Raw genomic sequence first — 26,860 nt, 5'->3', positions numbered from 1 at the left:
GTCGGTTCGTGAGAGGCGGCGGGGGGCGTCGGTGCTCACAGTTTGAAGACCTTTCGAGGCTGGGTGTCGACGAGGTCGACGATGGTGCGCTCGGCGGTGGGCAGATCGATGCGGCCCTCGGCGGTGAGTCGGGCGAGGAAAGCGGAGTCCAGGCGCCGCGCCATGTCGTGACGGGCGGGGATGGAGAGGAAGGCGCGGGTGTCGTCGATGAAGCCGGAGCCGCGGGAGAATCCGGCGGTCTCGGTGGTCGCCGCTCGGAAGCGGAGGATCGCGTCAGGCGCGTCGAGGAACCACCACGGGGCGCCGATGAACACGGACGGGTAGTAGCCGGCGAGCGGGGCGATCTCACGGGAGTAGATCGTCTCGTCGATCGAGAACAGGACGAGGTGGAAGTCCTTGGTGTTGCCGTATCGCTGCAGCAGGGGACGGAGATTCTCGACGTAGCTGGTCGCGACGGGGATGTCGTGCCCGGTGTCGGGTCCGTAGCGCTCGAAGGTGGCGGTGTCGTGGTTGCGAAGCACGCCGGGGTGCACGGTCATGACGAGGCCGTCCTCGGTGCTCATCCGCGCCATCTGCAACAGCATGTGCCCGGCGAAGATCCGCGCGTCGGCGGTGCCGAGGCCGCCCGAGAGTGCCCTCTCGAAGAGGGCGGCGGCGTCCGGACCCTCCAGTTCGACCGTCAGCGGCTGCAGCATCCCGTGGTCAGCGGAGACGGCACCATGCTCGAGGAAGTAGCGGCGCCGACCCTCCAGCGCGTTCAGGTAGCCGGCGTAGCTGGAGTCGGCGGAGCCGTTCCAGTCGGCGAGACGGGCTATGCGTTCCGCCCATCCCGGCGCTGCCGGGTCCAGGTACGCGTCGGGGCGGAACGTCGGCAGCACGCGGCCGCGGAACGTCGGATCCGCGGCGAGTGCGGCGTGGGAGGAGAGATCGTCCATCGGATCGTCCGTCGTCGCCATCACCTCGATGCCGAAGGCGTCGAACAGTGCTCGCGGTCGGAACTCCGGGGTGGTGAGTGCGGCGGTGATGAGATCGAAGATCCGGTCGGCGTTGTGAGGGGCGGGGTGCTCGGTGATGCCGAACTGCTCCGCGAGGATGTTCTGCAGCCAAAACCCGGAAGCCGTGCCCGCGTACAGAGGCCAGTGTCGGCTGAAGGTGCGCCACACCTCGCGCGGGTGAGCGATCGTCCCGTTCCCGGGGATGCCCAGTTCGTCGAGGCCGACGCCAGCGGCGTGCATCAGCCGGGTGACGTAGTGGTCGTAGCGGATGAACAGCTGCGATGCGTCATCGAACGGAATGTCGTCGACGAGGATCCGGGGGTCGACGTGGCCGTGGGGAGACAGGATCGGCAGAGCGGCGACGCGGTCGTAGAGATCTCGAGCGATCGCTCGAGTCCTCGGATCAACGGGGAGAAGCCGGTCGGGGTCAGGCGACAGTTGCATGGACGAGCGCCCTTTCAGGGGAGGTAGGGGAGTGGCGCCCGACGGAGTCCCGCGGGATGTACTGCGTGGAAAGTGGGCTGCCCGCTGGCAGGTCGGCCGGCGTAAGAACGGATCGCACGGCACGGGTGATGAGTTCTGGGAGCGGAAGGCGGATGCTGCTCATCGCCGGCGAGGTGAGGGGTGAGACGTGCAGGTCGTCGATTCCGATGACGCTCAACGAGTCGGGGACGACGGCGCCCCACTTCCTGACCGCCTCCGCGATGGCGAGGGCGAGGATGCCGTCCTGTGTGATGACGGCGCTGATCTCTGCGGCGTGCAGGCGAGCCAGGGTTCCATCGAGGTGTCCGTGGGTGACGCTGACCACCTCGAGCGGGATACCTCGATCCGCTGCGCGTGTGGTGATCGCTTCCGCCGCTGCTCCGCGCATCCGAGATCCGCTGGAGGTGGTGAGGTAGGCGATCGACCGGTGGCCCAGGCGGAGGAGGTGATCGAATGCGCCATCGATCCCCGGCGTGTAATCGGGGATGAGACTGCGGACCTGGGCAACTTCTCGCGCGACGGAGACCGTCTCGTGGGTGGCCGCGAGGCCCTGAATCTCGCCGTCGCTGAGGAGGCTGTCGAAGAGAACGAGACCACCTGTGGCGTCGGCGAGCTCCAGAGTCGTCCTTGGGCCTGGGGCGCGCTGTGCGTCGGCGACGATCAGATGGCGTCCGGCGGAGGCGGCGGCGGCTTCCGCGGCGGCGATCAGTCCTAGACTCAGCGGATCCGTCAGATCGGGAAGCACGAGGCCTATGGCCCCGGACCTGCCCGTCGGCAGCGCGCGAGCTGCCGGGTTCGACCGATACCCCATCTGGGTGGCTGCTGCGCGGATGCGGCCTTCCAGTTCTGCGCTCAGTCGACCTGGCGTCGTCAGAGCTCGGGAGACCGATGATGCCGAGACACCGACGGCATCGGCGATGTCGTAGATGGTCGGGCTGCCGCCGCGACGTGGGCGTCGTGGACCGTCGGGCACGGGCGTGCCTCCTTGTAGGGGTTCGGGCATGACGAGGAAGCAGGCGGCGACGCATGGTCGTGCACTGCGGGAGGAGGGGTGCGAGGGCTAGGTGCGCGCGGGGGCTGTGGAGCCGCGCCAGATGACGGACGCGACCGGATCGGTGGGGACGGGGGAGTCCTCGTCGCGGATGCTGGCGAGCAATTTCGCCATGGATCGTCGGCCGAGCTCTTCGTAGTCGATCGTCACCGTGGTGAGTGTCGGCGGCAGCCATGCACCGACCGGGTCGTCGTCCCAGCCGCTCACGCTGATGTCCTCGGGTACTCGCCAGCCTCGTTCGATCGCACCGTGGATGGCTGCCGCGGCGAGGTGGTCGTTGGCGGCGATGATGGCGGTCACGCGGGTGTCGTCCGGCAGATCGAGAACGGCTCGGCGTCCGGTGTCGCCGAGCCAGTCTCCGCCCACGCTGCCGGCCGATTCGAGGCCGAGGCGCTCGATGGTCGCGAAGAACGCCTCTTCGCGGCTTCGCACGGTGGTGTAGCTGCGATCGCCGGCGATGTGCAGGAAGGTGCGGTGCCCCTGACCGGCGAGGCTCTCGATGATCTCCGCGACGGGGGAGGCGTCAGCGAGGTCGCCGATGCCGCGCATCTCGTCGTCGTACTCAGCGCCGACGACGACGGGGACTCGAGACGCAATCTGCGCCTCTCTCTCTGCGGCGAGCGGGGTGAGCGCGAGCAGGCCCTCGAAGAGGCCGGCTTCGGCGAGCTCGAGCATTCGCTCCGACCGCTCGGCCGTGTTTCCGGCGACGGTGATCGCGTCGACCTGGAAGCCGGCCTGCCGCGCGGCTTCGGTGGCACCCTCGAGCATGCGGAGCGAGCTCGCTGCGTTACCTGAGGGGAAGAGGATCGCGAGACGGCCGGTGCGGGTGGTGCGCATCGCGCGGGCCGTGAGGCTGGGCCGGTAGTCGAGCTCGCGGATGGCGGATTCGACTCGCTCGCGGTTGGCGACCTTCAGGCCGTTGCTGTCCTTGAGGTAGCGCGAAACGGTCTGGTGTGAAACGCCGGCCAGGCGGGCGACCTCGAAGATCGTCGCGCGGCGAGCGGGTGCTGTGGCCGACATTGGCCTCCCTCACGAGCATCGGTTCGGTGCAGATCATCTCTGCGAAACTCATCTTGACACAGAACGTGATCGATCACTATGTTCAACTCACCGCCAAACGTGATCGATCACTGTTTGCTCGAATCGCCCGATTCGCCTCCACACGGCCGGCTCGTCCACTGCAGTCGCCCACTACGTCATCAAAGGAGATGAGTGTCCTGAGTACCTTCTCGCGTCGAACGGACAGCGCTCGATGAGTGCCACTCTCGACGACCGGCCCACGACCGTGACGCCGCCGCCCGCAGCCGACAAGCGCCGCCGTCCCGCGCGCCGCCGGTTCGTGGCAGGAGTGCGCACGCCGTTCTGGTTCATCGTTCCGGCCGTGCTGCTGTACGCGCTGGTCACCCTCCTCCCGAACATCAGCGGCATCGTCCTCTCCTTCACCGACTGGAACGGCGCCAGTGGCGTGCCCGCGTTCGTCGGGCTGGAGAACTACCAGTCAGTGCTGGCGGACGACAACTCCGTCCGCGCGATCATCAACACCTTCGTCATCACGATCGTCGCGACTCTCGCGCAGAACGTCATCGGCCTGCTCCTCGCCCTCGGACTGAACACGCAGGTGAAGAGCAAGTACGTCCTGCGACTGGTGTTCTTCCTGCCGGTGGTGCTGACCCCGATCGTCGCGGGTTACCTCTGGAAGTACCTGCTCACCCCGCAGGGAACGCTGAACACGATGCTCGGGGACCTCGGCCTCGACTCCCTGCAGCAGGACTGGCTCGGCAACCCCAACCTCGTCCTCTACGCGGTCTGCGCGACCATCGTCTGGCAGGGCGCCGGCTACTCCATGGTCATCTACCTCGCCGGGCTGCAGGCGGTCTCCGCCGACACCCTCGAGGCGGCCGCGATCGACGGCGCCGGCCCGTTCCGTCGCACCTGGTCGATCACCATCCCGCTCATCAACGGCTCGATCGTCGTGAACCTGCTGCTGTGCGTGCTCGGCAACCTCAAGCAGTTCGACACCGTGTTCTCGATGACCGGCGGCGGACCCTCCGGAGCCAGCGAGACGATGGCGACCATCGTCTACAAGACGGCCTTCCTCTACCTGCAGTACCCGAACGCGCTCGCTCAAGGCGTGATCCTGACGATCCTCGTCGGCGTCATCGGCTTCGTGCAGTTCCGGATCACTCAGCGGAAGGCGCTCTCGTGAACACCACCTACACCCGCGGAACCGCCCTGATCGAGACGATCCTGATCGTCACCGCGGTGATCTTCATGATCCCGATGATCGTGCTCGTCGCCGTCGCGCTGCGCGACCCCGACGCTGCAGTGGGGCTGTTCGGCTTCACCTGGCCGCTGAAGTTCGAGAACATCGCGATCGCGTGGACCGAGTCCGCGATGGGCGCGAGCATCATCAACAGCCTCGTCATCACCGTCACCTCGGTGCTGCTGATCATCGTGATCGCCTCGATCGCCAGCTACACCCTCACCCGCCGCACCGAGAAGTGGTCGAGAGGCGTCTTCTACCTCTTCCTCGCCGGCTTCCTCTTCCCCGGTCAGCTGGCTCTCCTGCCGCTCTACCTGACCTTCTCCAAGCTCGGCCTCGTCGGAAACCCGCTCTCCGTCATCCTGATCTCGGTCGCCGGGAACCTGCCGTTCACGATCTTCCTGTACTCCGCCTTCCTCCGGGACATGCCCAAGGACTACGAAGAAGCCGCGATGCTCGACGGCGCCCGCCCGCTGCGCGCGTTCTGGACCGTCGTCTTCCCCCTGCTGCGCCCGGTCACCGGAACAGTCGCGATCCTCGCCGCTCTCGGCATCTGGAACGACTTCCTGCACCCGCTGCTCTACCTGACCGGCGGCTCCAGCAGGACCGCACCGCTGTCGGTCTACACCTTCGTCGGCGAGTACAGCGCGAACTGGCCGCTGGTCTTCTCCGCCCTGATCACGTCCGTCATCCCCATCCTGATCGCCTACTTCCTGATGCAGCGCTTCATCCTCCGCGGCTTCGCATCCGGACTCAAAGGCTGATCGTGCGATCAGCCGTCACAGCACCCTCAACCCTGAAAGGTACGACCTTGTCATCGACGACACTGCGCCGCTCCGTCGCGGTCTCCGCCGCGGCACTCCTGCTCGGCGGGACCCTCGCGGCCTGCTCCACCGAACCCGCCTCCGAGACCGCCGCGGCCGGAGGCAGCATCAGCATCAGCACGAACCACGGCCCCGCGACCAAGGAGGTCGTCGCCGCGTTCGAGAAGGCGAACCCCGACATCACCGTCGAGGTCAAGGAGTACGCCCAGAACTACCGCGAGGTCGTCGGCACGCAGCTCTCCGGCGGCAACGCCACCGACCTCATCGAGATCCCGGGCGGCGGCGGCAACGTCATCAGCGCCCGGGTCGCCGGTGACCGCGGCTTCTACGCCGACCTCGCGGACAGCTCCTGGGCCGCGGACATCCCCGAGGCAGCACGCCAGCAGCTCTCCCTCGACGGCGGCGAGCTCGTCGGCGTCCCGATGGTGCTCTCCTCCATCGGCGGCATCTACAACCAGGGCGCCCTCGACACGGCCGGCCTGAGCGTGCCGACCACCTGGAGCGAGGTGCTGCAGTTCTGCGGCGACGCGAAGGAGAAGGGCCTCACCGCCTACGGCCTCGGCCTCTCCGACACCTGGACGACCCAGCTGATCCCCTACGCCCTCACCGCGAGCCTCGTCTACGGGCCGGACCCCGAGTTCATCGACCAGCAGGTCGACGGCGACGCCACCTTCGCGGACTCGAAGTGGAAGGACGCGTTCGATCAGTACCTCGAGATGCGCGACGCCGGCTGCTTCAACGAGAGCCCCAACGGCACCCCGTACTCGCAGGTGCAGGACGCCATCCGTCAGGGCACGACCCTCGGCACCGTCAGCATCGCAGCGGAGACGAAGAACATCGCCACCGGTGGCCCCTCCGACCTCAAGCTGACCTACGCCCTCTTCCCCGCGACGGACGACACCGCAGACGAGTACCTGCCCACCTCGGTCAGCGGCTTCGCCGTCAACGCGGCCAGCGAGAACACGGAGGCCACTCAGGCGTTCGTCGACTACCTGGCGACCCCCGAAGCGCAGATCATCTTCGCGAACGCCTTCGGTGATGCCGCAGCGATGCCCGGCGACGAGCCCGCCACCGACGCCGTGAGCACCCTCGTCGCCCAGTACGCCGGCGAGAACAAGGTCACCACCTGGCCCGACCGCCTCTGGCCCAGCACCACGGTGCAGCCGGCTGTGTTCGACGGCGTCCAGGCCCTGTTCAACGACTCCGAGACCGTCGACGGACTGCTGACCAAGATGGACTCCGCCTTCCAGGGCTGAGCCGCTCGACGCACCATCCGTGGCCCCGCTCCGGCGGGGCCACGGCTCCCTTCCCCCGAGAGGACACCGTGCACTCCCTCGCGCACTCGACCCGCGACATCGCCGATCAACTCCCCAGCGACACCGATTGGCACCGCTACGTGCCCGGTCCCTCCGCAGCGGACGTGCACCCCATCTCCGTCCTGAGCAGCACGGGCGACGTGAGCGGAACCGAGACCTTCCTCGCCAAGACCGGCTCGCTCACCCTCTCCGTCTCCGAGCACGGATCGCCGGCGAGCATCGTCCTCGACTTCGGCCGCAACGTCGCCGGCCGCCCCTGGTTCGACATCGCCACCGTCGACGGACCGACCACCCTCGACGTCTCCTACAGCGAGGCAGCCGCATGGGCCGGCGCCGACGGCGACGAGCGCGGCGGTCACAACGCGTCGGCCGACCGGCGCCGCAGCCGGTCACTGACCATCGAGCGCCCGGGCCGGATCGACACCGACCTCATCCAGGGCGGACAGCGCTACGTCCGACTCTCCCTCGACACCCCCGGGACCCTCTCCCTCGCCGGCATCGGATTCCGGTTCTCCGCCTTCGCCGCCGCGGCTCGCGACTACGCAGGCTGGTTCGTCTGCAGCGACGACGAGCTGAACCGCATCTGGTACGAGAGCGCCTACACGACGCAGCTCAACCAGCTCCCCGCGGACACCCTCCCAATCGCCTGGACCATCGACGAGGACAGCCTCCACATCACCGGCGGCACCCTCGCGGTCCTGCGCGACGGCGAGTGGGACGACGTCACCGTCGAGTTCGAGGCACGGATCCTCGATCACGCCGCAGGATGGATCGTCAGAGCCGCTGAGCACGGCGCCCACGGCTACCTCCTCGAGCTGCGCGCTCCCACCGACGACGCGTCCTCTCTCCTGCGCTTGTCGCACATCGACGACGGCTACGAAGACCGTCCGCAGGACACCGTCCGCCGCTACACGACGCTCGCTGAGGTCGCGCTCGCGAGCGACTTCGACGCGAGCTCTTGGCACCGCATCCGCACCGCAGTCCAGGGAACGACCATCGCCGTCAGCATCGACGGCGCCCCCATCGCCCACTTCGACCTCGCTGAGCACCCTGCCACGCCCCGCATCGAGCGAGGCTCCTTCGGATTCCACGAGGCGTGGGACACCAGCAAGGTCCCGGGGGAGCAGGCGCGGTTCCGCGAGCTGCGCCTCACCAACCCCGCAGGCGACGAGCTATTCCAGCACCGCCTCGACGACGCCGCCGCGCTCGAGCTCTTCACCGGAGACGGTGTCGTCTCACCCGATCCGCTGCCCGTCATTCTCGACGGAGCACGACGCGACCGCTCCGTATGGAGCGGCGACCTCATCGTGCAGATTCCCAACGTCTTCTACACGACCGCCGCCGCCGAGTACGTCAGCGGATCGATCGCCTTCCTGAACAGCTTCCAGGAGCCTGACGGCCGACTCCCGGCACGGATGCCTCCGCTGTTCCCGCCCGCTGTCCCCCCGCAGCACGGCCAGGTGTACTCCGCCGTCTACTCGATGCACCAGATCACCAACGTCGCCCTGCACCTCGAGCACACGGGCGACCTCGACTTCGCGCGGTCGCAGTGGCCGGCTGTCCTGCGACAGCTCGCCTACGACCGCGCCCTCGTCGACGACCGCGACCTCTACATCACCGACGACGAGAACGGCCTCGACTGGGACTGGTACGACGGCCCCAAGACCGGCGCCGTGACGGCCTACAACATCGTCTACAACCACGTGCTCCGCCAGGCCGCCGTCCTCGCCGCCGCGCTGGGCGAGGACGAGACCGCCGCCGAGCTCACCGGGCGCGCCGATCGGAACAAGGCCGCGATCAACGCGCACCTCTTCGATCCCGGCCGATCCCTCTACGTCCTCTCCGACCAGCGGCAGGACGCGATCGCGCAGGACGCGAACTCCCTCGCCGTGCTGCACGGCATCGCGGCACCCGGCACGTCCGCGGCGATCCTGCTCGCGCTGGACGAGGCGCTCCCGCAGACCCCGTACGGACCGCAGCCGTTCGATGCAGCGGCCGGCTTCCGCGAGAACGTCAGCCCCTACACGTCCGGATTCCACCTCGGCGCCCTCTTCTCCGCCGGGCTCACCGACCGGGCGCTCGAGCTGCTGCACGACCTGTGGGGTCACATGGCCGCTTCCGGCCCCTACGCCGCCGGCACCGTCTGGGAGCTGCTGAACATCGACGGCACTCCTGGCTTCGGCAGCACCACGAGCCTCGCCCACGGCTGGGCGTGCGCCCCGACCGTCGCGCTCTCGGCCTCCGTCCTCGGAGTCACTCCGACGAGCACCGCCTTCCGCACCTGGCGTATCGCACCGCAGACCGGATCCCTCACCTGGGCCCGCGGTCAGGTCCCCACCCCCTTCGGCGCCATCGAGGCGAGCTGGCACCGAGACGAGTCAGGCCTCACCGTCGACGTCGTCGCTCCCGCAGGCACCGGCGGAACCATCACCGTCCCCAGCCCGTCCGGAGCCCTCGCGCACCTGCGAGGCCTCACCGTCGACGGCGACACCGTCGAGCACACCGGCACCGCGACACGAGGCACGAGCAGCGTCACGTTCGAGGTCACCGCCGGCCGCTACACCGTGGAGATCTGAACGACCATGCTCATCGACGCCGGAACGACCGGCCCCACCACCGTGCGCCCACCCGCGGAGCCCACCCGCTCGATCCCCCTCCTCACCGACCTCGCCTCGGACGGCATCACCGTCGCAGAGCGCGGACAGATCGTGCGCCTCGCCGTCGAGGACACCGAGGACAGCGCCGTCCGCCGAGCCACCGCCGACCTCGCCCGAGACCTTGCCCAGGTCAGCGGCGCTCACGCCGTGATCTCGACCGACACGGCCGCCGCCCGCATCGTCATCGGCACGATCGGCCACTCCGCCGCCGTCGACGCCGCCATCGACGCCGGACGGCTCGACGTGTCCGCGCTCTACGACGAGGACGGAGCTGCACGGTGGGAGGGATTCCTCGTCGCCGTCGTCGATGACGTCCTCTACCTGGTCGGCACCGACCGCCGCGGCACCGTCTACGCGATCTACCACTTCACCGACGCGATCGGCGTGTCCGCCTGGACCTGGTGGGGAGACGTCCCGGTTCGACCCCGCGACCACATCACCCTCCGCCCCGACACCTCCATCGCCGACTGGCCCTCGGTGCGCTACCGCGGCATCTTCCTCAACGACGAAGAGGAGCTCGACCACTGGGCCCGCATCCACACCAGCGACGACACCATCGGCCCGGCCACCTACGAGCGCGTCTACGAGCTGATCCTGCGCCTCAAGGGCAACTACCTGTGGCCCGCGATGCACGTCGGCGCCTTCAACCACGACCCCGAGAACGGCCGCCTCGCGCACGAGATGGGCGTCGTCATCGGCACCAGCCACTGCGACATGCTGCTGCGCAGCAACGAACGCGAGTTCCCCTCGTGGGTCGCCGAGCACGGCGGTGACGTGGACTACGACTACTCCATCGAGGGCCGCAACCGCGCACTGCTGCAGCAGTACTGGCGGGGCAGCGTCGCGCAGAACCGCGGCTACGAGGTGACCTGGACCGTCGGTATGCGCGGCGTGCACGACTCCGGCTTCGTCACCACCGCGATCGACGACGACGACTCGCTCTCCGAGTCCGAAAAGCTGACCGCTCGCGTCCATCTGCTCGAATCGGTCATGCGGGACCAGCGCGCTCTCCTCACCGAGGGCCTGTCCCGCCCGGCCGAGACGACACCGCAGCTGTTCATCCCCTACAAGGAAGTCCTGCCGCTCTACGACGCCGGACTGCAGGTGCCCGACGACATCACGATCGTGTGGGCCAACGACAGCTTCGGGCACATCCGCCGCCTTCCCGACGAGAACGAGCAGCGACGCCGCGGAGGACATGGTCTCTACTACCACTCGTCCTACTGGTCGAACTACACCACCAGTTACCTCGCCACCTCCTCGACGCCGCTGGCGCTGATGAAGTCCGAGCTGCGCAAGGCGTGGGACGGCGGTATCCGTGAGCTCTGGGTCGACAACATCGGCGGTCTGAAGCCGTTGGAGATCGAGATGGAGTTCTTCCTGCGCAGCGCGTGGGAAGCCGGCCGGGAGACGAGCACCGCGAACATCACGGCCTTCACCGCCGAGTGGATCGACGCGAAGTTCACCGGCGGCCACGGCGCACGCGCCGGCCGCATCTATGACGAGTACTACCAGCTGAACAACCAGCGCAAGCTGGAGCACCTCGCCTCAGGCGTGTTCCCGCAGCGCGGGTACGGCGACGAAGCCGGCGATCGGCTCGCGCAGCTTCGTCGCCTCTTCGAGGACACCAACGAGATCTGGACGGCGCTGCCGGCAGAGGAACGCGATGCGTTCTTCCAGCTGTTCGCCGTCAAGATCCACCTCGCGTATCTGACCAGTGCGGAGTTCTACTTCGCGGACCGCAGCACCCTCAGCGCCGACGACGGCGCCGCCGCGGCTGCAGACCACTACCTCGCCGTCTCGCGTGCCTTCGGGCGCAGCATCCGGGCGCTGATCGACTTCTACAACCACCGTCTGGCCGGCGGCCGATGGGAGGGGATGTTCACCCCGCAGGAGTTCCCGCCACCGGTGATGCCGATGCACCCGGCTGCGACCCCGGCCCTCTCCTTCGGCGAACCGGGACTGGCCGTCACCGTCTGGGGCGCCGACGCGCCCGAGCCGGCACCGTCGCTGATCTTCGACCCTGCCGGCACCGCCACGAAATGGATCGAGATCGCCAACCGAGGACGCGACAGTCTCGACGTCACGATCGACGCGGACCCCTGGATCGAAATGGGCCCGCACCCGTCCTCCGTCAGCACGGAGACCCGCATCCCGGTTCGAGTCCAGCCGACGCCCGACGGCGCCGAGGGCCGCATCCGCATCACCTCCGCTACCGGCATCATCGACGTCCGCGTGAGCGCCCGGCCCGCAGCGACACCGCCGACGGAGCTCCGCGGCTGGATCGAAGCGGAGGGCTCGATCAGCATCGACCCGTCCCATCCTGACGGCCGACCGCTGACCGGCAGCTCCCGCTGGGCCGCCGTCCCCGGCTTGGGTCGCTACGGCAACCCCGCCGTGAAGGCGCTGCCCCTGGACGCCTCCGACCTCAGCGATGACCCGCTGACCTTCGACATCCACCTCCGCACCGAAGGCGCGCACCTCCTGGAGCTGCACCGGCTGCCGACCCTGAACTCCGTCGGCCGGATCCGCGTCGGAGTCAGCACCGACGGACACCCGCCGATGACCCTGGAGAGCCCGACGACGGACGAGCACCGCGGAACGTGGTCGCAGGCGATCCAGGACAACGTCGAGAAGCTGCACACGCGACTTCCCTGGCTCAGCGCCGGAGCACACCGCCTCCGCCTGCACGCGATCGACGACGACGTCACCCTGTCCAAGATCGTCGTCTACACCGAGCCCGCGCGGCCGAGCAATCTCGGCCCCACGTTCAGCAGCCACAGCTCACGACCCCGCGCGCTCGAGACCGTCGAGGACCCGGCACTCGCCTCCCCCTCCTCGATCGACGCGCAGACGCGGCGCCTCTACGGCGCCGACCCCGCGACGCTGCCGCTGCCGGATCAGGCGTACGCCGACAGCCTCTTCTGGGAAGGGCCGACGACGTTCCGTCTGCCGATCACCGTCCCCCAGCAGGCGGCACGTCGACGCGAGCGCTCCGACGACAGCACGGGAGAGGGCCGCATCGTCGAGTCGGAGGGGATCATCGCCTTCGACGCGGAGACCGTCCTCGAGCAGAGCGCCTCGGCGTGGTCCACGGCCGACACCAGCTCGACCTGGACCTGGTCGCACACCGCCGCCGAGACCGGAAACGGCAGCGGACTCGCGATGCACGTCCGTACCCGCGGTCTTCGCTGGGACGACTCCACCCACGCCCCCGGTCTGCACTACGCGCTCACGGTCGGCACCGCCGGCCGCTACCGCGCCTGGCTGCTGGTGAAGTTCGACAACGACCAGGACGACTCCTGCGTCCTCGCGGTCGACGGCACGCCGCAGCCGCTCGAGAAGCAGTTCTCCGGCGCAGAGATGTGCGCGTACGGCCTCCGTCAGCGCTGGATCTGGGTCGCCGTGTCCGACATCGACCTTCTGGCCGGCCCGCACACGTTCTCCGTCCTCGCCCGCAAGTCGGCCCTGCGCGTCGACCGCATCTACCTCACCCTCGGCGACGAGCTCCCGCCCACTGACGCCTCCTGGCGTCCGAGCGGACGCTCCTTCGACGCCACCCGTTGAGATCCACGAAGAGCCCGAAAACTACAAGGAAGTAGGTCCGTCTCCGATGTCCACACCACTGAGCGTTCGAGGGAAGCGGCTGGTCACTCTCGCCGCCACCTTCCTCGCCGCGGCCGCACTGGTCGTCCAAGGCGCTGCGATCGCGCCCGCCGCCGTCGCAGCCCCCGTCACCACGACCATCGCGCACAGCGCCACCACCACGACACGCGGCACGGTGAACAAGACCTGGTACTCCGCCGGGTGGGCGTCCACCTCGCGCAGCCACTACGCCACGACCGGAGCGTCGTTCGAGGTCGTCTTCGTCGGCAACACCGTCCAGCTCACCGGACTGACCGACACCGGACACGGCATCGGCCGCGTCTTCATCGATGACACCGAGGTCGGCACGGTCAACTACCGCGCCGCCAAGAACAGCACCGCTCGCGTCCTCTTCACCAAGAACGGTCTCGCCGAAGCGCAGCACACCCTCCGCGTCCAGGTCGAGGGCGGCTTCATCGACCACGCTGCCGCGATCGTCTCCGCGGAAGTCGAGGACAGCACGATCCTCGACGACCTCCCCGCGCTCACCCGCGAAGGATCCGCCCGGAAGCAGGCCGACTACACAGCCGCCTCCTGGCCCGCGTTCCAGAGCGCCCTCACGACGGCCGTCAACCTCGGTACCGGCGGAACCCGCGCCGAGCGCGACGCCGCCATCCAGAGTCTGCGCGCCGCAACGGCAGCGCTCGTCGAGGTGCAGGGCCTGCGCAACCTGATCACCGACTACCAGACGCGCGTACCGTCGGACTTCACCAGCGACTCGTGGTCCGCGTTCGCCGCCGCTCTCACCTCCGCCCAGACCGTCGCCGACACCACCGACGCGACCCACGCGGCGGTCGTCGCTGCGAAGAACTCCCTGCAGGACACCGCAGCACAGCTCGTGACCGTCTCCGCGGGCAGCTTCGAGCCGATCACCAACAACACCTTCTGGACCGACACCGACGGCAACCCCATCTACTCCCAGGGCGGCGGCATCTTCCAATTCGGTGACACCTACTTCTGGTACGGCGTGCACTACCAGGAGGCCGAGCCCTACCGCACCAGCCCCAGCAAGACCTACGCGACGCAGACGTTCGCGTCCATCCCGGTCTACTCCTCGAAGGACCTCGTCAACTGGACCTTCGAGAACGACATCGCCGACCGCACCACCCCGATGAACGTTCCCGAGTCCAAGGGCCACTACTTCGCACAGATGAAGACCCTCGCCGACGCGATCTGGGTCGGCCGGCTCGGCGTCGCCTACAACGAGAACACCGGCAAGTACACGCTCTACGTCCAGAGCGGTCAGAACTTCGACCCCAACGGGCAGCAGCGCGGCATGGTCCTGATGCTGCAGGGCGACTCGCCGACCGACGACTTCGATTACGCCAACATCCAGCCGCAGATCGAGAACTCCCCGACCCGCTCCACAGGCGATCAGACGGTCTTCACCGACGACGACGGCACCGACTACCTGATCTTCTCCAACAGCAGCGGCCGCGCGAACGCCTTCATCAGCAAGCTCTCCGACAACGACTCGCTCACCATCGAACCCGCCGTCCGCGTCGGCTACGTCGTCGCGGGCCGTGAGGGCAACGCGATGTTCAAGCTCGACGGCAAGTACTACATGCTCACCTCCGACCTGCACGGCTGGAACGCCTCCGCGAACCACGTCATCGAGTCGCAGACCAGCGCGATCCAGGGCGCCTACTCGAGCGAATACACCCTGGCCGGCAGCGAGAAGGACTACAGCCTCGTCTCCCAGACCGGCTTCTTCGTCACCGTCCACGGCACCAAGCAGGACACCGTCCTCTACGCCGGCGACCGGTGGGCCGACTTCGCCTGGAACGGCAACGGCTACAACCAGTGGGTGCCCCTCTCCGCCGACGGCGGCGAGCTGTCCTTCAACTCCCTCACGAACTGGGAGTTCAACGCCGTCACCGGAGAATGGCGGGTCGGCGCGGAGAACAACTACGTCCTCAACCCCGACTTCGCCGCCGACCGCGTCACCGTCCCGCAGATCACCGGCTGGACGACGAACGTCGACACCGCCTACTCCAGCAACACCTTCGTCAGCAACTCCAGCCCCGGCGCGGACTCGTCCCGCTTCGCGCTGCAGCTCGCGAACGCGAACGCCTTCTCCGGCTCCGTTTCCCAGCAGAACGCCGTGCCCGTCGGCAGCTACCGCCTGAAGGGGAAGATCAACACCGCCGGAGGCCTCGACTACGCACGGATCGTCATCACCGGAGCAACAGGTGAGAGCTACACGCTCGACATCAACCAGGCGACCACCGGATGGCAGGACGTCGAGCTCGGCGACCTGCAGCTCACCGGAGGCACCGCGACGATCTCCATCGAAGCCCGCAGCGCCGGCGGCAGCAAGTCGGTCAAGGTCGATTCCCTCTCCCTCGTGAAGCAGGCCACCGACACGACCGCACTGCAGGCGGCCTACGACGAGAACCAGGACGCCACGGCCGAGGACTACTCCGCTGGCAGCTGGACGCCGTTCGACACCGCCCGGACGGACGCGGCAGCTGTCCTCGCGTCCCCCGCCGCCACCCAGATCGCGATCGACGAGGCCACCACGGCCCTTCGGAGCGCGGCGACCGCTCTCACCTCAGCAGTGATGGCGATCGGCGTCACGACGACGAAGACGGTGTACGGCGTCGGGGAGTCGTTCGACAGCGCCTCCACCACCGTCACCGCGACGAGAGCCGACGGAACCACCGCCGCACTCACGCCCGAGCAGTACACGGTCTCCGGATTCTCCTCAGCAAGCCCGGGGGAGCGGACCGCGACCATCACCGTGGCGTCCGCGCTCACCGCTACCGGCGCGGCCCCTCTCACCGCCTCCCTCCCGATCACGGTGCTCACGGCGTGGAGTGCGTCCAGCACCTACGTCGCCGGCGACAAGGTCACCTACAACGGCGCAGTCTGGCTCGCCTCCTGGTGGACCAAGGCGCAGACCCCCGGTGACCCGAACGGGCCCTGGCAGGAGATCCGGCAGGAGAACGGCGTCGCCGTCTGGACCGCCTCGAGAACCTTCGTCGCAGGCTACGTCGTCACTCACAACGGCCAGCGGTACACCGCGAAGTGGTGGACGCGGAACCAGGCCCCCGGTGACCCGAACGGTCCCTGGGCGCCGACCAGCTGACACCAGACCCACCCGCTGACACCAGACAGGCCGCTCGGAGGCTCGAACCCGGCAACCGAGCGGCCTGACCCCCACCAGGAGGCATCACCCATGTACTACGGCGGCGACTACAACCCCGAGCAGTGGCCCGAAGACGTCTGGCCCGACGACGTCCGGCTCATGCGAGAGGCGGGCGTCAACTTCGTCAGCGTCGGCATCTTCTCCTGGGCCCGCCTCCAGCCCGCAGAAGGCGTCTTCGAATTCGGCTGGCTCGACCGCATCCTCGACCTGCTGCACGAGGGCGGGATCCAGGTGAACCTCGCCACCGCGACCGCCTCGCCGCCGCCGTGGGTGACGAAGAAGTACCCCGAGATCCTCCCGCAGGACGAGTACGGCATGACCTTCAGCCCCGGCAGCCGACAGCACTACGCCCCCAGCTCACCCATCTTCCGGCGCCTCGTCGGCGAGCTCGTCGCCGCCCTCGCCGCCCGATACGCCGAGCATCCCGCCGTCGTCATGTGGCACGTCAACAACGAGTACGGCGCGCACGTCCACTACGACTACTCCGACAACGCCCGAGACGCCTTCCGGACGTGGCTCCAGAACCGGTACGGCACCATCGAGGCGCTGAACACCGCATGGGGAACCGCGTTCTGGTCGCAGATCTACAGCGCGTTCGACGAGATCCTCCCTCCCCGCAAGGCGCCACTCGCCGCCAACCCAGCGCACGCTCTCGACTTCAAGCGCTACACCTCCGATGCGATGCTCGAGCTCTACATCCTCGAACGCGACACCATCCGCGCCGCGGGCGCGACCCAGCCGGTGACGACGAACTTCATGGGAGCCTTCCCTCCGCTGGACTACGCGCGATGGGCTCGCGAAGTGGACGTCATCACGGACGACTGCTACCCCGACCCCAACGACCCCCAAGCGTTCCGCGTCGCAGCCTTCGCACGCGACCTGATGCGCTCCCTCAAGCCCGGCACCCCCTGGCTGCTGATGGAGCAGTCCACCGGTGCGCTGAACTGGCGACCGACGAACCCGCCCAAAGCCCCCGGCCAGATGGCAGCACTCTCCGCACAGGCCATCGGCCACGGCGCCGACGGGATCATGTTCTTCCAATGGCGGCAGGGCCGCCGCGGCAGCGAGAAGTTCCACTCCGCGATGCTGCCGCAGAGCGGCACCGATACCCAGATCTGGAAGGACGTCGTCGCGCTCGGAGACACGCTGCAGAAGCTCCCCACCCTCGCTCCGGACAGCGGCGCCCGAGTCGCGATCGTCTTCGACTGGGAGAACTGGTGGGCACTCGCGCACCCCGACCACCCCGTCGTCTTCGACTACCTCCAGCTGATCCAGCGCTGGTACGCCGCTCTGCACGCGCAGCACGTCTCCATCGACATCGTCCAGCCGACCACCGATCTCAGCAGCTACGCCCTCGTCATCGCCCCGCAGCTCTACCTGCTCAAAGACGACGGAGCCAGCAACCTCACCGCGTTCACTGCAGCCGGTGGACACCTCTTCGTCTGCGCCTTCAGCGACGTCGTCGACCAGGACGACGCCTTCCGCGACGGCGGCTACCTCGTCGGCCTACGCGACGTACTGGGCGTCACGGTCGACGAGTTCGGCGCCCTCGTCCCGCCCTCGGGACCCTCCGGGCCCTCCTCAGCCGGCAGCCCCGGCTTCGCGACCCCGGCACCAGGGGAGGGGGAGTCGTCCGCCGCTGTGACCGGACCCTTCGGCGAGCTGCGCGGCGAGTACTTCGCCGAAGAACTCAGACCTCTGCATGGCGACGTGATCGGCCACTTCGCAGACGGACGCCTCGCTGGACGCCCAGCACTCACCCGCAACGCCTACGGCGACGGCCTCGGCGTCTATCTGGGCACCGTTCCCGACGACGCTGGAATGAGAACCGTCCTCGCCTGGCTTCTCGCAGGCGCAGGTATCGCCCCGGAGATCGGCGGGCTGTCTCCCTGGGTGGAGGTCGCTCGCCGCGGAGACGTTCTCACCGTCATCAACCACGGCTCGGAGGATCAGCACGTCGACGTTCTCGGGACAGACGTGATCACCGGAGCATCAGTCCTTGGTTTCGACCTTCCGGCCTTCGGATGGCGCGCGGTAGAAACGAGCTGAACCAGAGCATCGGAGACTGCCTTCGTGCGCACCACGATCTGGCGTGAAGACGACGGGCAGCCATCGGCAGATTAGTACTAGAAGGTGCGCAGGCATCGTCTAGACGGGGTCGGCTGTGCGTTCGACGATGAGCATCTGCCAGGTCTCGCGGCACCGTTCTCGTCGAAGTCGACGACAGCGGACACCCCGCCGACCTGAACCGGCCTGCATGCCTCCGCCCTTGCTCTGAAGGAACTCGACGATGACCACTCCTCCCACTGCTTCCACGACGATGCACCGCGCTGTCGCCGAGCCCCTCTCGGGCGTCCGCCTCGAGACCGCCGATGTGCCGACGCCCGCGGCCGGCCAGGTCCTCGTGCAGAGCGTCCTGGTCGGGATCTGCGGCTCCGACATCCACGCGATCGCCGGGCACCATCCGTTCCTCGCCTCGACCTATCTCCCCGGCCACGAGGCGACCGGTGTCGTCGCTGCGCTGGGCGAGGGGGTCGAGGGCGTCGAGGTAGGTCAGCGTGTGCTCCTCAAGCCCAACGTCGCCTGCGGCACGTGCCTGAACTGCCGCGCCGGGCGCTCGAACGCGTGTGAGCGGCTCTCCTGGATCGGCTGCGACCCGTCCGGTCACTGGGCCGGCGCGATGGCCGAGTACTTCGTCGCCCCCGCCGGTAACCTCTACGCCGTCCCCGACTCCGTCGACGACGAGACCGCCGCACTCGTCGAGTGCCTCGCCACGCCCGTCCACGCCGCCCGCATCGCGGGCGATCTCGCCGGAGCGCGCGTCGTCGTCCTCGGCGCCGGCACCATCGGTGTCCTCTGCGTCGTCGCCGCATTGAACGCGGGCGCCGGCACCGTCGTCGCCACCGATCTCGACGAGGGCAAGCTCGCTCGCGCGACGCGCATCGGAGCGCACCGCGCGGTGAAGGCATCGGACGCTGACGCGAACGAGCAGGTCGCCGCGGCCCTCGGCGGGCCGGCCGACGTCGTTCTGGACTGCGTCGCGAACGAGCGCTCCTACGCGCAGGCGGTGTCGCTGCTGCGCCGTGCCGGCACCCTCGTCGTCGTGGGCGTTCCCGCGCGCGACGCCGTGCTGCCGATGCCGATCATCCAGGACTTCGAGATCCGGGTGCAGGGCTGCGCTGCCTACACCGAAGCCGATGTCGAGACCGCGATCTCCATCGCCGTCGACGGCGGCCTGCCGACCGCCGAGGTCGTCTCGGGCCGGTACGCGCTCGAGGACATCTCCGACGCGTTCGCCGCGGCCAACGCGGACAGCACCGGCAAGCTCCTCGTCTCGCCCCGCTCGTGACGGGAGGCGACGTCCTCGTCATCGGCGAGGCCCTCATCGATGTCGTCCTGGACCGGGACGGGACCGTCTCCGAACGGGTGGGCGGTTCGCCTTTGAACGTCGCCGTGGGCCTGGGCCGGCTCGGGCATCGGGTGCGGCTGCTCACCTCGATCGGGGACGACCCCCGAGGAGTAGCGATCCGCTCCCATCTCCTGCAGTCCCACGTCGAGGTCGACCCTGCGGGTCGTCGCGACGGCGCGACGTCGACCGCGACCGCGACCATCACCGCTGATGGTTCGGCCGAGTACGACTTCGACCTGCGCTGGGACCTCCCCGAAACGCCATCGACCACGCAGAGGCTCCCGGCCATCGTGCACACCGGCTCTCTCGGTGCGGTGCTCGCGCCGGGTGACGAGGTCGCGCTGCGCCTCGTCCGCGACGCGCGCGACGGTTCGCTGGTGTCGTTCGACCCCAACGTCCGAGCTGCTCTGATGCGCCCGCACGCGCAGCAGCTCGTCCGGACGGAGCGCTTCATCGCCGCATCCGACGTCGTCAAGCTCAGCGATGAGGACGCGGAGTGGCTGTACCCGGGCTCGTCCCTCGACGACGTCGCCGATCGTCTGCTCGCGTCCGGGCCCGAGCTCGTCGCGATCACGCGGGGAGGTGCCGGCGCGGTCCTGCGCACGCGCCGCGAGCGAGTGGAGCAGACGGCGGATTCGACGGGCGTCGTCGACACGATCGGAGCGGGCGACTCCTTCATGGCCGGTCTTCTGCACGGACTCACCGCACACCTGGACGCAGCAGGTCTGGAGCGGTTCCGGGCGGGTGCGGTGCTGACAGGTGCCGCTCTCGCGGCGCTCGGGGAGACCGCGCGGACGTGCGCCGCCATCACGGTGCGTCGGCGGGGTGCCGACCTGCCGTGGATACGGGACCTCGTCGGGACCTGATCGCCGGAGGAGCCCCGGCTCGGTCTGCATGTGGGCCGGGTCCTGCGCAGACGAAGAAGAGGGAGGAGCTGACGCTCCTCCCTCTTCTTCATGTCGGGTGTCGGAGAGTCACCCTTCGTCGGCGGCCCTCAGGAAGCCGGCGACGGTTTCAGCCGCTCCCTGCAGGAGCAGCGAGTCGAGCGCGTCGACGTAGGCGTCGACGAACCGCGGCTGGTCGATGAGATCGCCGAACACGTCGCGATCGCGCAGGAACGAGAGCCGGTCCTCGTGCTGCTCGCGTGCCGCCCGGGTGAGCTGCTCGGCCAGCCGGTCGACGACGACGATCGGCTCGCCGTCCTCGTCGAAGCCCTCCGCGTAGCGCGCCCAGCTCGCGACGATCCCCGCGGAGAGAACAATGCTGCCGCCGGTCTCGAGGTTCGCGAGGACGACGGGGAGGAGCCACTTCGGGATGCGGTCGCTCGACTCAGCGCACAGGCGTGCGAGGGTGTCGCGCACCTCCGGGTTCTGGAACCGCTCGATGAGCGTCGCCTTGTAGTGCTCCAGGTCGATGCCGGGGACCGGCGGGAGGGTCGGCGTGGCCTCGTCGTCCATGTAGGCGCGGAGGAACCGGGCGATGCGCGGGTCGGCGGTGGCCTCGTGGGCGAAGCGGTAGCCCATGAGGTAGCCGAGGTAGCACAGTCCCTGGTGGCTGGCGTTGAGCAGCCGCAGCTTCATCAGCTCGTACGGCTCGACGTCCTCGACGAGCTGCACTCCGGCGTCCTCGAACGGGGGCCGGCCGAGCGGGAAGTCGTCCTCGAGCACCCACTGGAAGAACGGCTCGGCGACGACCGGCCAGGCGTCGTCGATCCGGTGCACATCCCGGACCTCGGTCCGATCCTCGTCGCTGGTGACCGGGGTGATGCGGTCGACCATGCTGTTGGGGAAGTGCACGGCCTCGGTCATCCAGTCGGCGAGGTCGGGGTCGATGAGGCGGGCGTAGGCGGTGAACATCTTCTTGGCGACGTGGCCGTTGCCGGCGATGTTGTCGCAGGACATCACGGTGAAGGGCTCGATGCCTCGTTCTCGTCGTCGCTGCAGCGCGGCGCTCACGAGGCCGAAGACCGTCTGCGGCGCCCGCCCCTCGCCGGCCGCCTCGACGTCAGCCCGCACTGCGGGGGTCGTCTCATCGAACTCGCCGGTGATGCGGTGGAAGTTGTAGCCGCCCTCCGTGACGGTGAGGGAGACGATGCGGGTGGAGGGGGAGGCCATCTTCTCGATGACCGCCTCCGGATCGTCGACCGCGAGGAGGTACTCGATGATGCTGCCGATGACGCGCGCTTCGCGGGTGCCGTCGGGGTGCTTGAGCACGAGGGTGTAGAGGCCGTCCTGCGCGTCCATCACCTGCTTCATCCGGCGGTCCTGTTCGAGGACGCCGACGCCGCAGATCGCGAAATCGCGGGCCTCGCCCTGCGCGAGGAGCCGGTCGACGACCATCGCCTGGTGGGCGCGGTGGAAGCCGCCCACCCCGAAGTGGACGATGCCGGCGGTCAGGCCGTGCCGGTCGTAGGTGGGGACGGGGACCTTCGGGTGCGCCCACTCGTCGGCGAGGGAGCGCAGCTCGTCGGCGCTCACTTGACCGCTCCCAGCGAGAGGCCCTGGACGAGCTTGTCCTGAGCGGCGAAGCCGGCGATGAGCACGGGGAGCGACACGGCGACTGCTGCGGCGCAGACCTGGGCGAGGAACAGGCCCTGGCTGGTGACGAAGCTGGTCAGGAACACCGGGGCGGTGAAGGCCTTGGTGCTGGTCAGGACGCTCGCGAAGAGCAGCTCGTTCCAGCTGAAGATGAAGCAGATCAGTGCGGTCGAAGCGAGGCCCGGGCCGGAGATCGGGACGATGATGCGGCGGAAGATCGAGATCAGGCTGGCTCCGTCGATCGCGGCGGCCTCGAGGATCTCGACGGGGATCTCGGAGAGGAACGAGCGCATCATCCACACGGCGATCGGCAGGTTCATCGAGGTGTAGAGCACGATGAGCAGCCCGATGCTGTCCAGCGCTCCGATCTGCTTGGCGATCAGGTAGATCGGCAGCAGGCCCGCGACCATCGGCAGCATCTTGGTGGAGAGGAAGAAGAACATGACGTCCGACCACTTCTTCACCGGCTTGATGCTGAGGGCGTAGGCGGCGGGCAGGGCGAGCAGGAGCACGAGGGCGGTGGAGACGACGCTGGCGGTGGCGCTGTTGATCAGCGGGGGCCAGGGGCTCGCGCCGGAGCTCGCGCCGAAGAAGTTCGCGTAGCCGTCGAGAGTGAGCGGGGCGAACAGCGACGGCGGGTTGGTCGCGGCGTCGGTCTCGCTGTGCAGGCTGGTCAGGATCATCCAGAGCACCGGGGTGACGAAGAGGAGCCCGATGACCCAGGCGAGCAGGCCGAGGAGGGAGTTCCCGACGCGGGTGCGGGTGCCGGACCCGGCGATGGTGAGCTCGGGGCGAGGCGCTTTGCGGCGCGTGATGAGGGCGGTCATCGGTTCTCTTCTTTCAGGAGGGTGGAGATGCTGCGCAGCGCGAAGGTGGCGATCGCCATCGTTCCGATGAGGACGACGACGCCGGCGGCCGACGCCGCTCCGTAGTTCTGTGCCTGGAAGAACTGCTGGTAGATCGTGTACGGCAGGTTGGCGGTGCCGAGGCCGCCGGAGGTGATGGTGAAGACGGCGTCGAAGTTCTGCACGATGTAGATCGAGCCCAGCAGTGCTGCGAGCTCGAGGTAGCGGCGCATGTGGGGGAGCGTCATGTGGATGAAGATCTGCCAGGTCGTCGCGCCGTCGACGCGGGCGGCCTCGAGGACGTCCAGGGGGCGGCTCTGCAGGCCGGCGAGCAGGATCAGCATCATGAACGGCGTCCACTGCCAGATGAGGGAGGCTTCGACGGCGACGAGGGCGTTGCTGCCGATCCAGTCGGGCTGCGGGGCGGTCGCGCCGAACAGGCCGAAGAACCAGTTCAGGGCGCCGTTGAGCAGGCCGTACTCGGGGTTGTAGAGCGCGTGCTTCCAGACGAGGGCGGCAGCGACGGGGACGACGAGGAACGGCGCGATCATGATCGTGCGCACGATGCCGCGTCCGAAGAAGGTGCGGTCGAGTAGCAGCGCGATGCCGAGGCCGAAGAGGAGGCTGACGAGCACGACGGTCACGGTCAGCAGGATCGTGGTGACCACCGCTCCGCGGAGGGCCTCGTCGGAGAAGACGGTGATGTAGTTCGAGAGCCAGGCGAACCCGATGTCGTTCGGGTAGAGCGCCTCCCAGTTGAACAGGGACACGATGATCGTGATGAGGAACGGCACCTGGGTCACCGCGATCACGAAGATCAGAGCGGGGAGCAGGGGAGCGCGGCGGGCCCAGTCGCCGGCTCGCGCGAGCGTCGTCGCGCGGTCCTTCTGAGGCCTGCGGCGGAACGGATGAGCGGATCCGGTCGCAGTCGGCGCGTCGGAGCGCGGTTCGGTCATGGTCATCGTGACGTCCTTGTCTCGCTGGAGAAAGCGTGCGGGGGAGGGGCGGCGGCCGCCGGCAGCGGCCGCCGCCCGAGGGTCAGATCACTTCTGGTACTTCGCGGCGACCTTCTCCGCGAGGGCCTGGCCGTCGGCGACAGCGTCCTCGACCGAGGTCTGCCCGGCGATGGCCGAGCTGATGGACTGCGACGCCTGAGTGGCCATGTCGGCGAACTCGGGGATCGCGACGAACTGGATGCCGGGCGCGGGACGCGGCTGGACACCCGGGTTGTCGGGAGTCGCGCTCTGGATCGCGTCGCGGGTCTGCTCGTAGAACGCACCAGCGGACGCCTGGTAGTCGGCGTTGTCGTAGGTCGAAGCGCGCTTGCCGGCGGGGACGCTGGACCAGCCGATCTGCTCGCCGACGAGCTGCTCGTACTCCTTGCTCGAGGCCCATTCGATGAACTTCGCGGCGGCGTCCTGGTTCTTGGCGGCCTTCTGGATGCCCCAGGCCCACGAGTACAGCCAGCCCGAGCTCTCGGTCTCCACGACCGGCGCGGCGACGTAGCCGAGCTTGCCCTTCACGGGCGAGTCGTCGGCCTCCAGCGAGCCGGCGGCGGCGGTGGAGTCGTACCACATCGCGACCTTGCCCTGCTGCAGGTTGTTGAGGCACTCCGTGTAGCCCGCCTGCGAAGCGCCGCTCTCACCGTGCTGCTGCACGAGGTCGACGTAGAACTGAACGGCCTCGGTGAACTCGGGGCTGTCGGCCTGCGCGGTCCAGTCCTCGTCGAACCAGGTCCCGCCGAAGGTGTTCACCACGGTGGTGAGCGGGGCGTAGACCTGGCCCCAGCCCGGCTGGCCACGGAGGCAGATGCCCTTCATGCCGGGCTCGACGCCGTCGACCTTCGCGGCGAGGTCGGCGACCTCCTGCCAGGTGGGGTTGTCAGGCATCGTGACGCCGGCCTTCTCGAAGACGTCGGTGCGGTACATCAGGAACGACGACTCGCCGTAGAACGGCTCGGCGTAGAGGCTGCCGTCCTCGGCGGTGAGGGACTTCGTGATCGGCTCGAGCACGTCGGCCTGGTCGAAGTCGGCGCTGGCGGCGACGGTGTCGTCCAGCGGGGTCAGCCAGCCGTTCTTCGCGAACGTCGGCACCTCGTAGTTGCTGATGCTGGCGACGTCGTACTGACCGGCCTGGGCCGAGAACTCCTGCGCGATCTTCGCGCGCACATCGTTCTCAGGGAGAACGGTGTAGTTCACCTTGATGCCGGTCTCCTTAGTGAAGTTGTCGGCGGTGAGCTTCTGCAGGTCGGTCATCTGCGGGTTGTTGACCATGAGGACGTTGACCTCGTTGCCGCCACCGGAGGAAGCGGTGTCGCCTCCGGCACCGCCGCAGGCGGTGAGAGCGAACGCGAGGACCGTGGTCCCGGCGATGGCGGAGGCGAAACGCCTGCCTCGGGTGATCATCAAAGGACTCCTTCGTTCTTCGAGCATCGACGCACCGTCGTGGTGAGCCGGCCGGCATCCGAGCTGATTTCCCTGACGGGAGCCGTACTGCCTGGAGAAGAGTGTGAATCGAGCCGTCGACGCGTTCTAGCTCGCTCCCTGGCCAGAACTGATGCAAATCTGTACGGTTACGTTCGTGGCTACCGTCAGAGACGACGATCACGCGACGATGCTCGCGGAACGTCTCACCGGCATGCGCGCGGCCCGCGAGGTCATCACACTCGACGAGGACCACTCCGTCCGCTGGATCGAGCACGACTACCCCACGCCCGCCGCGCGCTGGAACTACCACCCCGAGTACGAGATCCACCTCATCCGCCAAGGGACCGGGCGGTTCATCGTCGGAGACCACGTCGGCACCTTCGCCGCCGGCCACGTCTCGATCGTCGGCTCGGGCCTGCCGCACGACTGGGTAAGCGACCTCGCCCCCGACGAGGTGATCGTCAATCGCGACGCCGTGATCCAGATCGACCCGACGTGGATCGCGAAATGGACCGAACTCATGCCGGAGGCGAGGGAGATCAGGCCCCTCCTCGCCGAGAGCGCCCGCGGCATCGAGTTCGCCCCCGCGACCGCCGACGTCGCTGCACCGATCATCAACCGGATCGGGCTCACGACCGGACTCGAGCGCCTGACCCTCCTCCTCGAGCTCCTCACGCTGCTCGCTCGCTCACCCGCCGGCGACCGCACCCCGCTGGCGACGGAGTTCTTCATGCCGCAGCTCGACGACCGCGCGGCCGCGATCGTCGACATCGTCCTCGAGTACGCCTTCGCCGGCCACGCCGGCCAGGTCAGCGTCGGCGAAGCAGCGGACCTCGTCGGCATGCACGAGGCGACGTTCTCGAAGTACTTCAAGAAGGCCACCGGCCAGAACTTCAGCGAGCTCATCCGCAAGCTCCGCATTGCCCACGCAGGGCGCCTGCTCACCACGACGACGCTGCCCATCGCCGCGGTCTGCTACGAGGTCGGCTACACCAACCTCTCGAACTTCAACCGGCAGTTCCTGGCGGAGAAGGGCGTCACGCCCCGCCAGCATCGACGGGACGCCGGAAGGGCGTCAACGTAGGCGGAGGAGGAGGGTCCGGAAGTTCCTCCCGCCCTCCCACCGGCGCCGTGTGACGGCCAAAGGGTCGGAACGGCGGCGAGCGGTGGGCCGCGGAGTGGTGAGGCAACGGCGAAGCGCTGACGCGCATCGAGGCTCTCCGCGGATATGGAAAGAGCCCTGCTGATTTGAGCGCCT

Annotated in this window: 17 protein-coding genes; 10 read left to right on the top strand and 7 right to left on the bottom strand. The window is 68.5% G+C overall.

The window, feature by feature from the left end:
* Positions 1-35 precede the first annotated feature (35 nt).
* The 3 genes from uxaC to HRK28_RS19350 form a co-directional block, all read right to left on the bottom strand.
* Positions 36-1,439 carry a glucuronate isomerase gene (gene uxaC, locus HRK28_RS19360; protein WP_173252768.1) on the bottom strand — a complete coding sequence of 468 codons (1,404 nt, stop codon included), beginning with the start codon at positions 1,437-1,439 and terminating at the stop codon, positions 36-38.
* Positions 1,423-2,451, bottom strand: a complete 1,029-nt coding sequence (locus HRK28_RS19355) for a LacI family DNA-binding transcriptional regulator (protein WP_166674179.1) — start codon at positions 2,449-2,451, stop codon at positions 1,423-1,425. The genes uxaC and HRK28_RS19355 overlap by 17 nt, the downstream gene beginning before the upstream one ends.
* Before the next feature lie 87 nt (positions 2,452-2,538).
* Positions 2,539-3,549, bottom strand: a complete 1,011-nt coding sequence (locus tag HRK28_RS19350; RefSeq protein WP_133963511.1) for a LacI family DNA-binding transcriptional regulator — start codon at positions 3,547-3,549, stop codon at positions 2,539-2,541.
* Positions 3,550-3,781: 232 nt separating this feature from the next.
* On the opposite strand from HRK28_RS19350, the gene HRK28_RS19345 reads away from it, so the two are divergent.
* From HRK28_RS19345 to HRK28_RS19305, 9 genes are all read left to right on the top strand, one after another.
* Positions 3,782-4,735: a carbohydrate ABC transporter permease gene (locus HRK28_RS19345; RefSeq protein WP_133963512.1), complete on the top strand. Its 954-nt coding sequence runs from the start codon at positions 3,782-3,784 to the stop codon at positions 4,733-4,735.
* Positions 4,732-5,556: a carbohydrate ABC transporter permease gene (locus HRK28_RS19340; RefSeq protein ID WP_133963513.1), complete on the top strand. Its 825-nt coding sequence runs from the start codon at positions 4,732-4,734 to the stop codon at positions 5,554-5,556. The genes HRK28_RS19345 and HRK28_RS19340 overlap by 4 nt, the downstream gene beginning before the upstream one ends.
* Before the next feature lie 47 nt (positions 5,557-5,603).
* Complete coding sequence (locus tag HRK28_RS19335; protein WP_166674180.1) at positions 5,604-6,872, top strand: ABC transporter substrate-binding protein; 1,269 nt, start codon at positions 5,604-5,606, stop codon at positions 6,870-6,872.
* Positions 6,873-6,940: 68 nt separating this feature from the next.
* The gene (locus tag HRK28_RS19330) at positions 6,941-9,508 is read left to right on the top strand and encodes an alpha-L-rhamnosidase C-terminal domain-containing protein (RefSeq protein ID WP_173252767.1); all 2,568 of its coding nucleotides are present in this window, start codon (positions 6,941-6,943) and stop codon (positions 9,506-9,508) included.
* A 6-nt stretch (positions 9,509-9,514) separates the two neighbouring features.
* Complete coding sequence (locus HRK28_RS19325; protein ID WP_173252766.1) at positions 9,515-13,156, top strand: glycosyl hydrolase 115 family protein; 3,642 nt, start codon at positions 9,515-9,517, stop codon at positions 13,154-13,156.
* A 46-nt stretch (positions 13,157-13,202) separates the two neighbouring features.
* Positions 13,203-16,325, top strand: a complete 3,123-nt coding sequence (locus HRK28_RS19320; RefSeq protein ID WP_217274951.1) for a carbohydrate-binding protein — start codon at positions 13,203-13,205, stop codon at positions 16,323-16,325.
* 90 nt (positions 16,326-16,415) lie between these two features.
* Entirely contained in the window at positions 16,416-18,434 is a 2,019-nt protein-coding gene (locus HRK28_RS19315) for a beta-galactosidase (RefSeq protein WP_173252765.1), read from the top strand.
* 241 nt (positions 18,435-18,675) lie between these two features.
* Entirely contained in the window at positions 18,676-19,734 is a 1,059-nt protein-coding gene (locus HRK28_RS19310) for a zinc-binding dehydrogenase (RefSeq protein WP_133963518.1), read from the top strand.
* A complete protein-coding gene (locus HRK28_RS19305; protein ID WP_173252764.1) occupies positions 19,731-20,660 on the top strand; it encodes a carbohydrate kinase in 930 nt (309 codons plus the stop codon). The genes HRK28_RS19310 and HRK28_RS19305 overlap by 4 nt, the downstream gene beginning before the upstream one ends.
* A 108-nt stretch (positions 20,661-20,768) precedes the next feature.
* On the opposite strand, the gene HRK28_RS19300 is transcribed toward HRK28_RS19305, so the two are convergent.
* The 4 genes from HRK28_RS19300 to HRK28_RS19285 form a co-directional block, all read right to left on the bottom strand.
* Positions 20,769-22,271 (bottom strand): mannitol dehydrogenase family protein, encoded by a 1,503-nt coding sequence (locus HRK28_RS19300; RefSeq protein WP_367948484.1) that lies wholly within the window; start codon positions 22,269-22,271, stop codon positions 20,769-20,771.
* A complete protein-coding gene (locus HRK28_RS19295; RefSeq protein ID WP_173252763.1) occupies positions 22,268-23,158 on the bottom strand; it encodes a carbohydrate ABC transporter permease in 891 nt (296 codons plus the stop codon). The genes HRK28_RS19300 and HRK28_RS19295 overlap by 4 nt, the downstream gene beginning before the upstream one ends.
* Positions 23,155-24,132 (bottom strand): carbohydrate ABC transporter permease, encoded by a 978-nt coding sequence (locus HRK28_RS19290; protein ID WP_133963554.1) that lies wholly within the window; start codon positions 24,130-24,132, stop codon positions 23,155-23,157. The genes HRK28_RS19295 and HRK28_RS19290 overlap by 4 nt, the downstream gene beginning before the upstream one ends.
* Positions 24,133-24,219: 87 nt before the next feature.
* Positions 24,220-25,581: a sugar ABC transporter substrate-binding protein gene (locus HRK28_RS19285; protein ID WP_173252762.1), complete on the bottom strand. Its 1,362-nt coding sequence runs from the start codon at positions 25,579-25,581 to the stop codon at positions 24,220-24,222.
* 175 nt (positions 25,582-25,756) lie between these two features.
* Here HRK28_RS19285 and HRK28_RS19280 point away from each other — a divergent pair, with 175 nt between their 5' ends.
* Positions 25,757-26,686: an AraC family transcriptional regulator gene (locus tag HRK28_RS19280; protein WP_367948483.1), complete on the top strand. Its 930-nt coding sequence runs from the start codon at positions 25,757-25,759 to the stop codon at positions 26,684-26,686.
* The last annotated feature ends 174 nt before the right edge of the window (positions 26,687-26,860 follow it).

Origin of the sequence: Rathayibacter sp. VKM Ac-2835, from assembly GCF_013266705.1 — a bacterium.
Classification (GTDB): Bacteria; Actinomycetota; Actinomycetes; order Actinomycetales; family Microbacteriaceae; genus Rathayibacter.
Note: the sequence above shows the minus strand (reverse complement) of the source record. Positions and strands in the feature narration are given on the sequence as shown.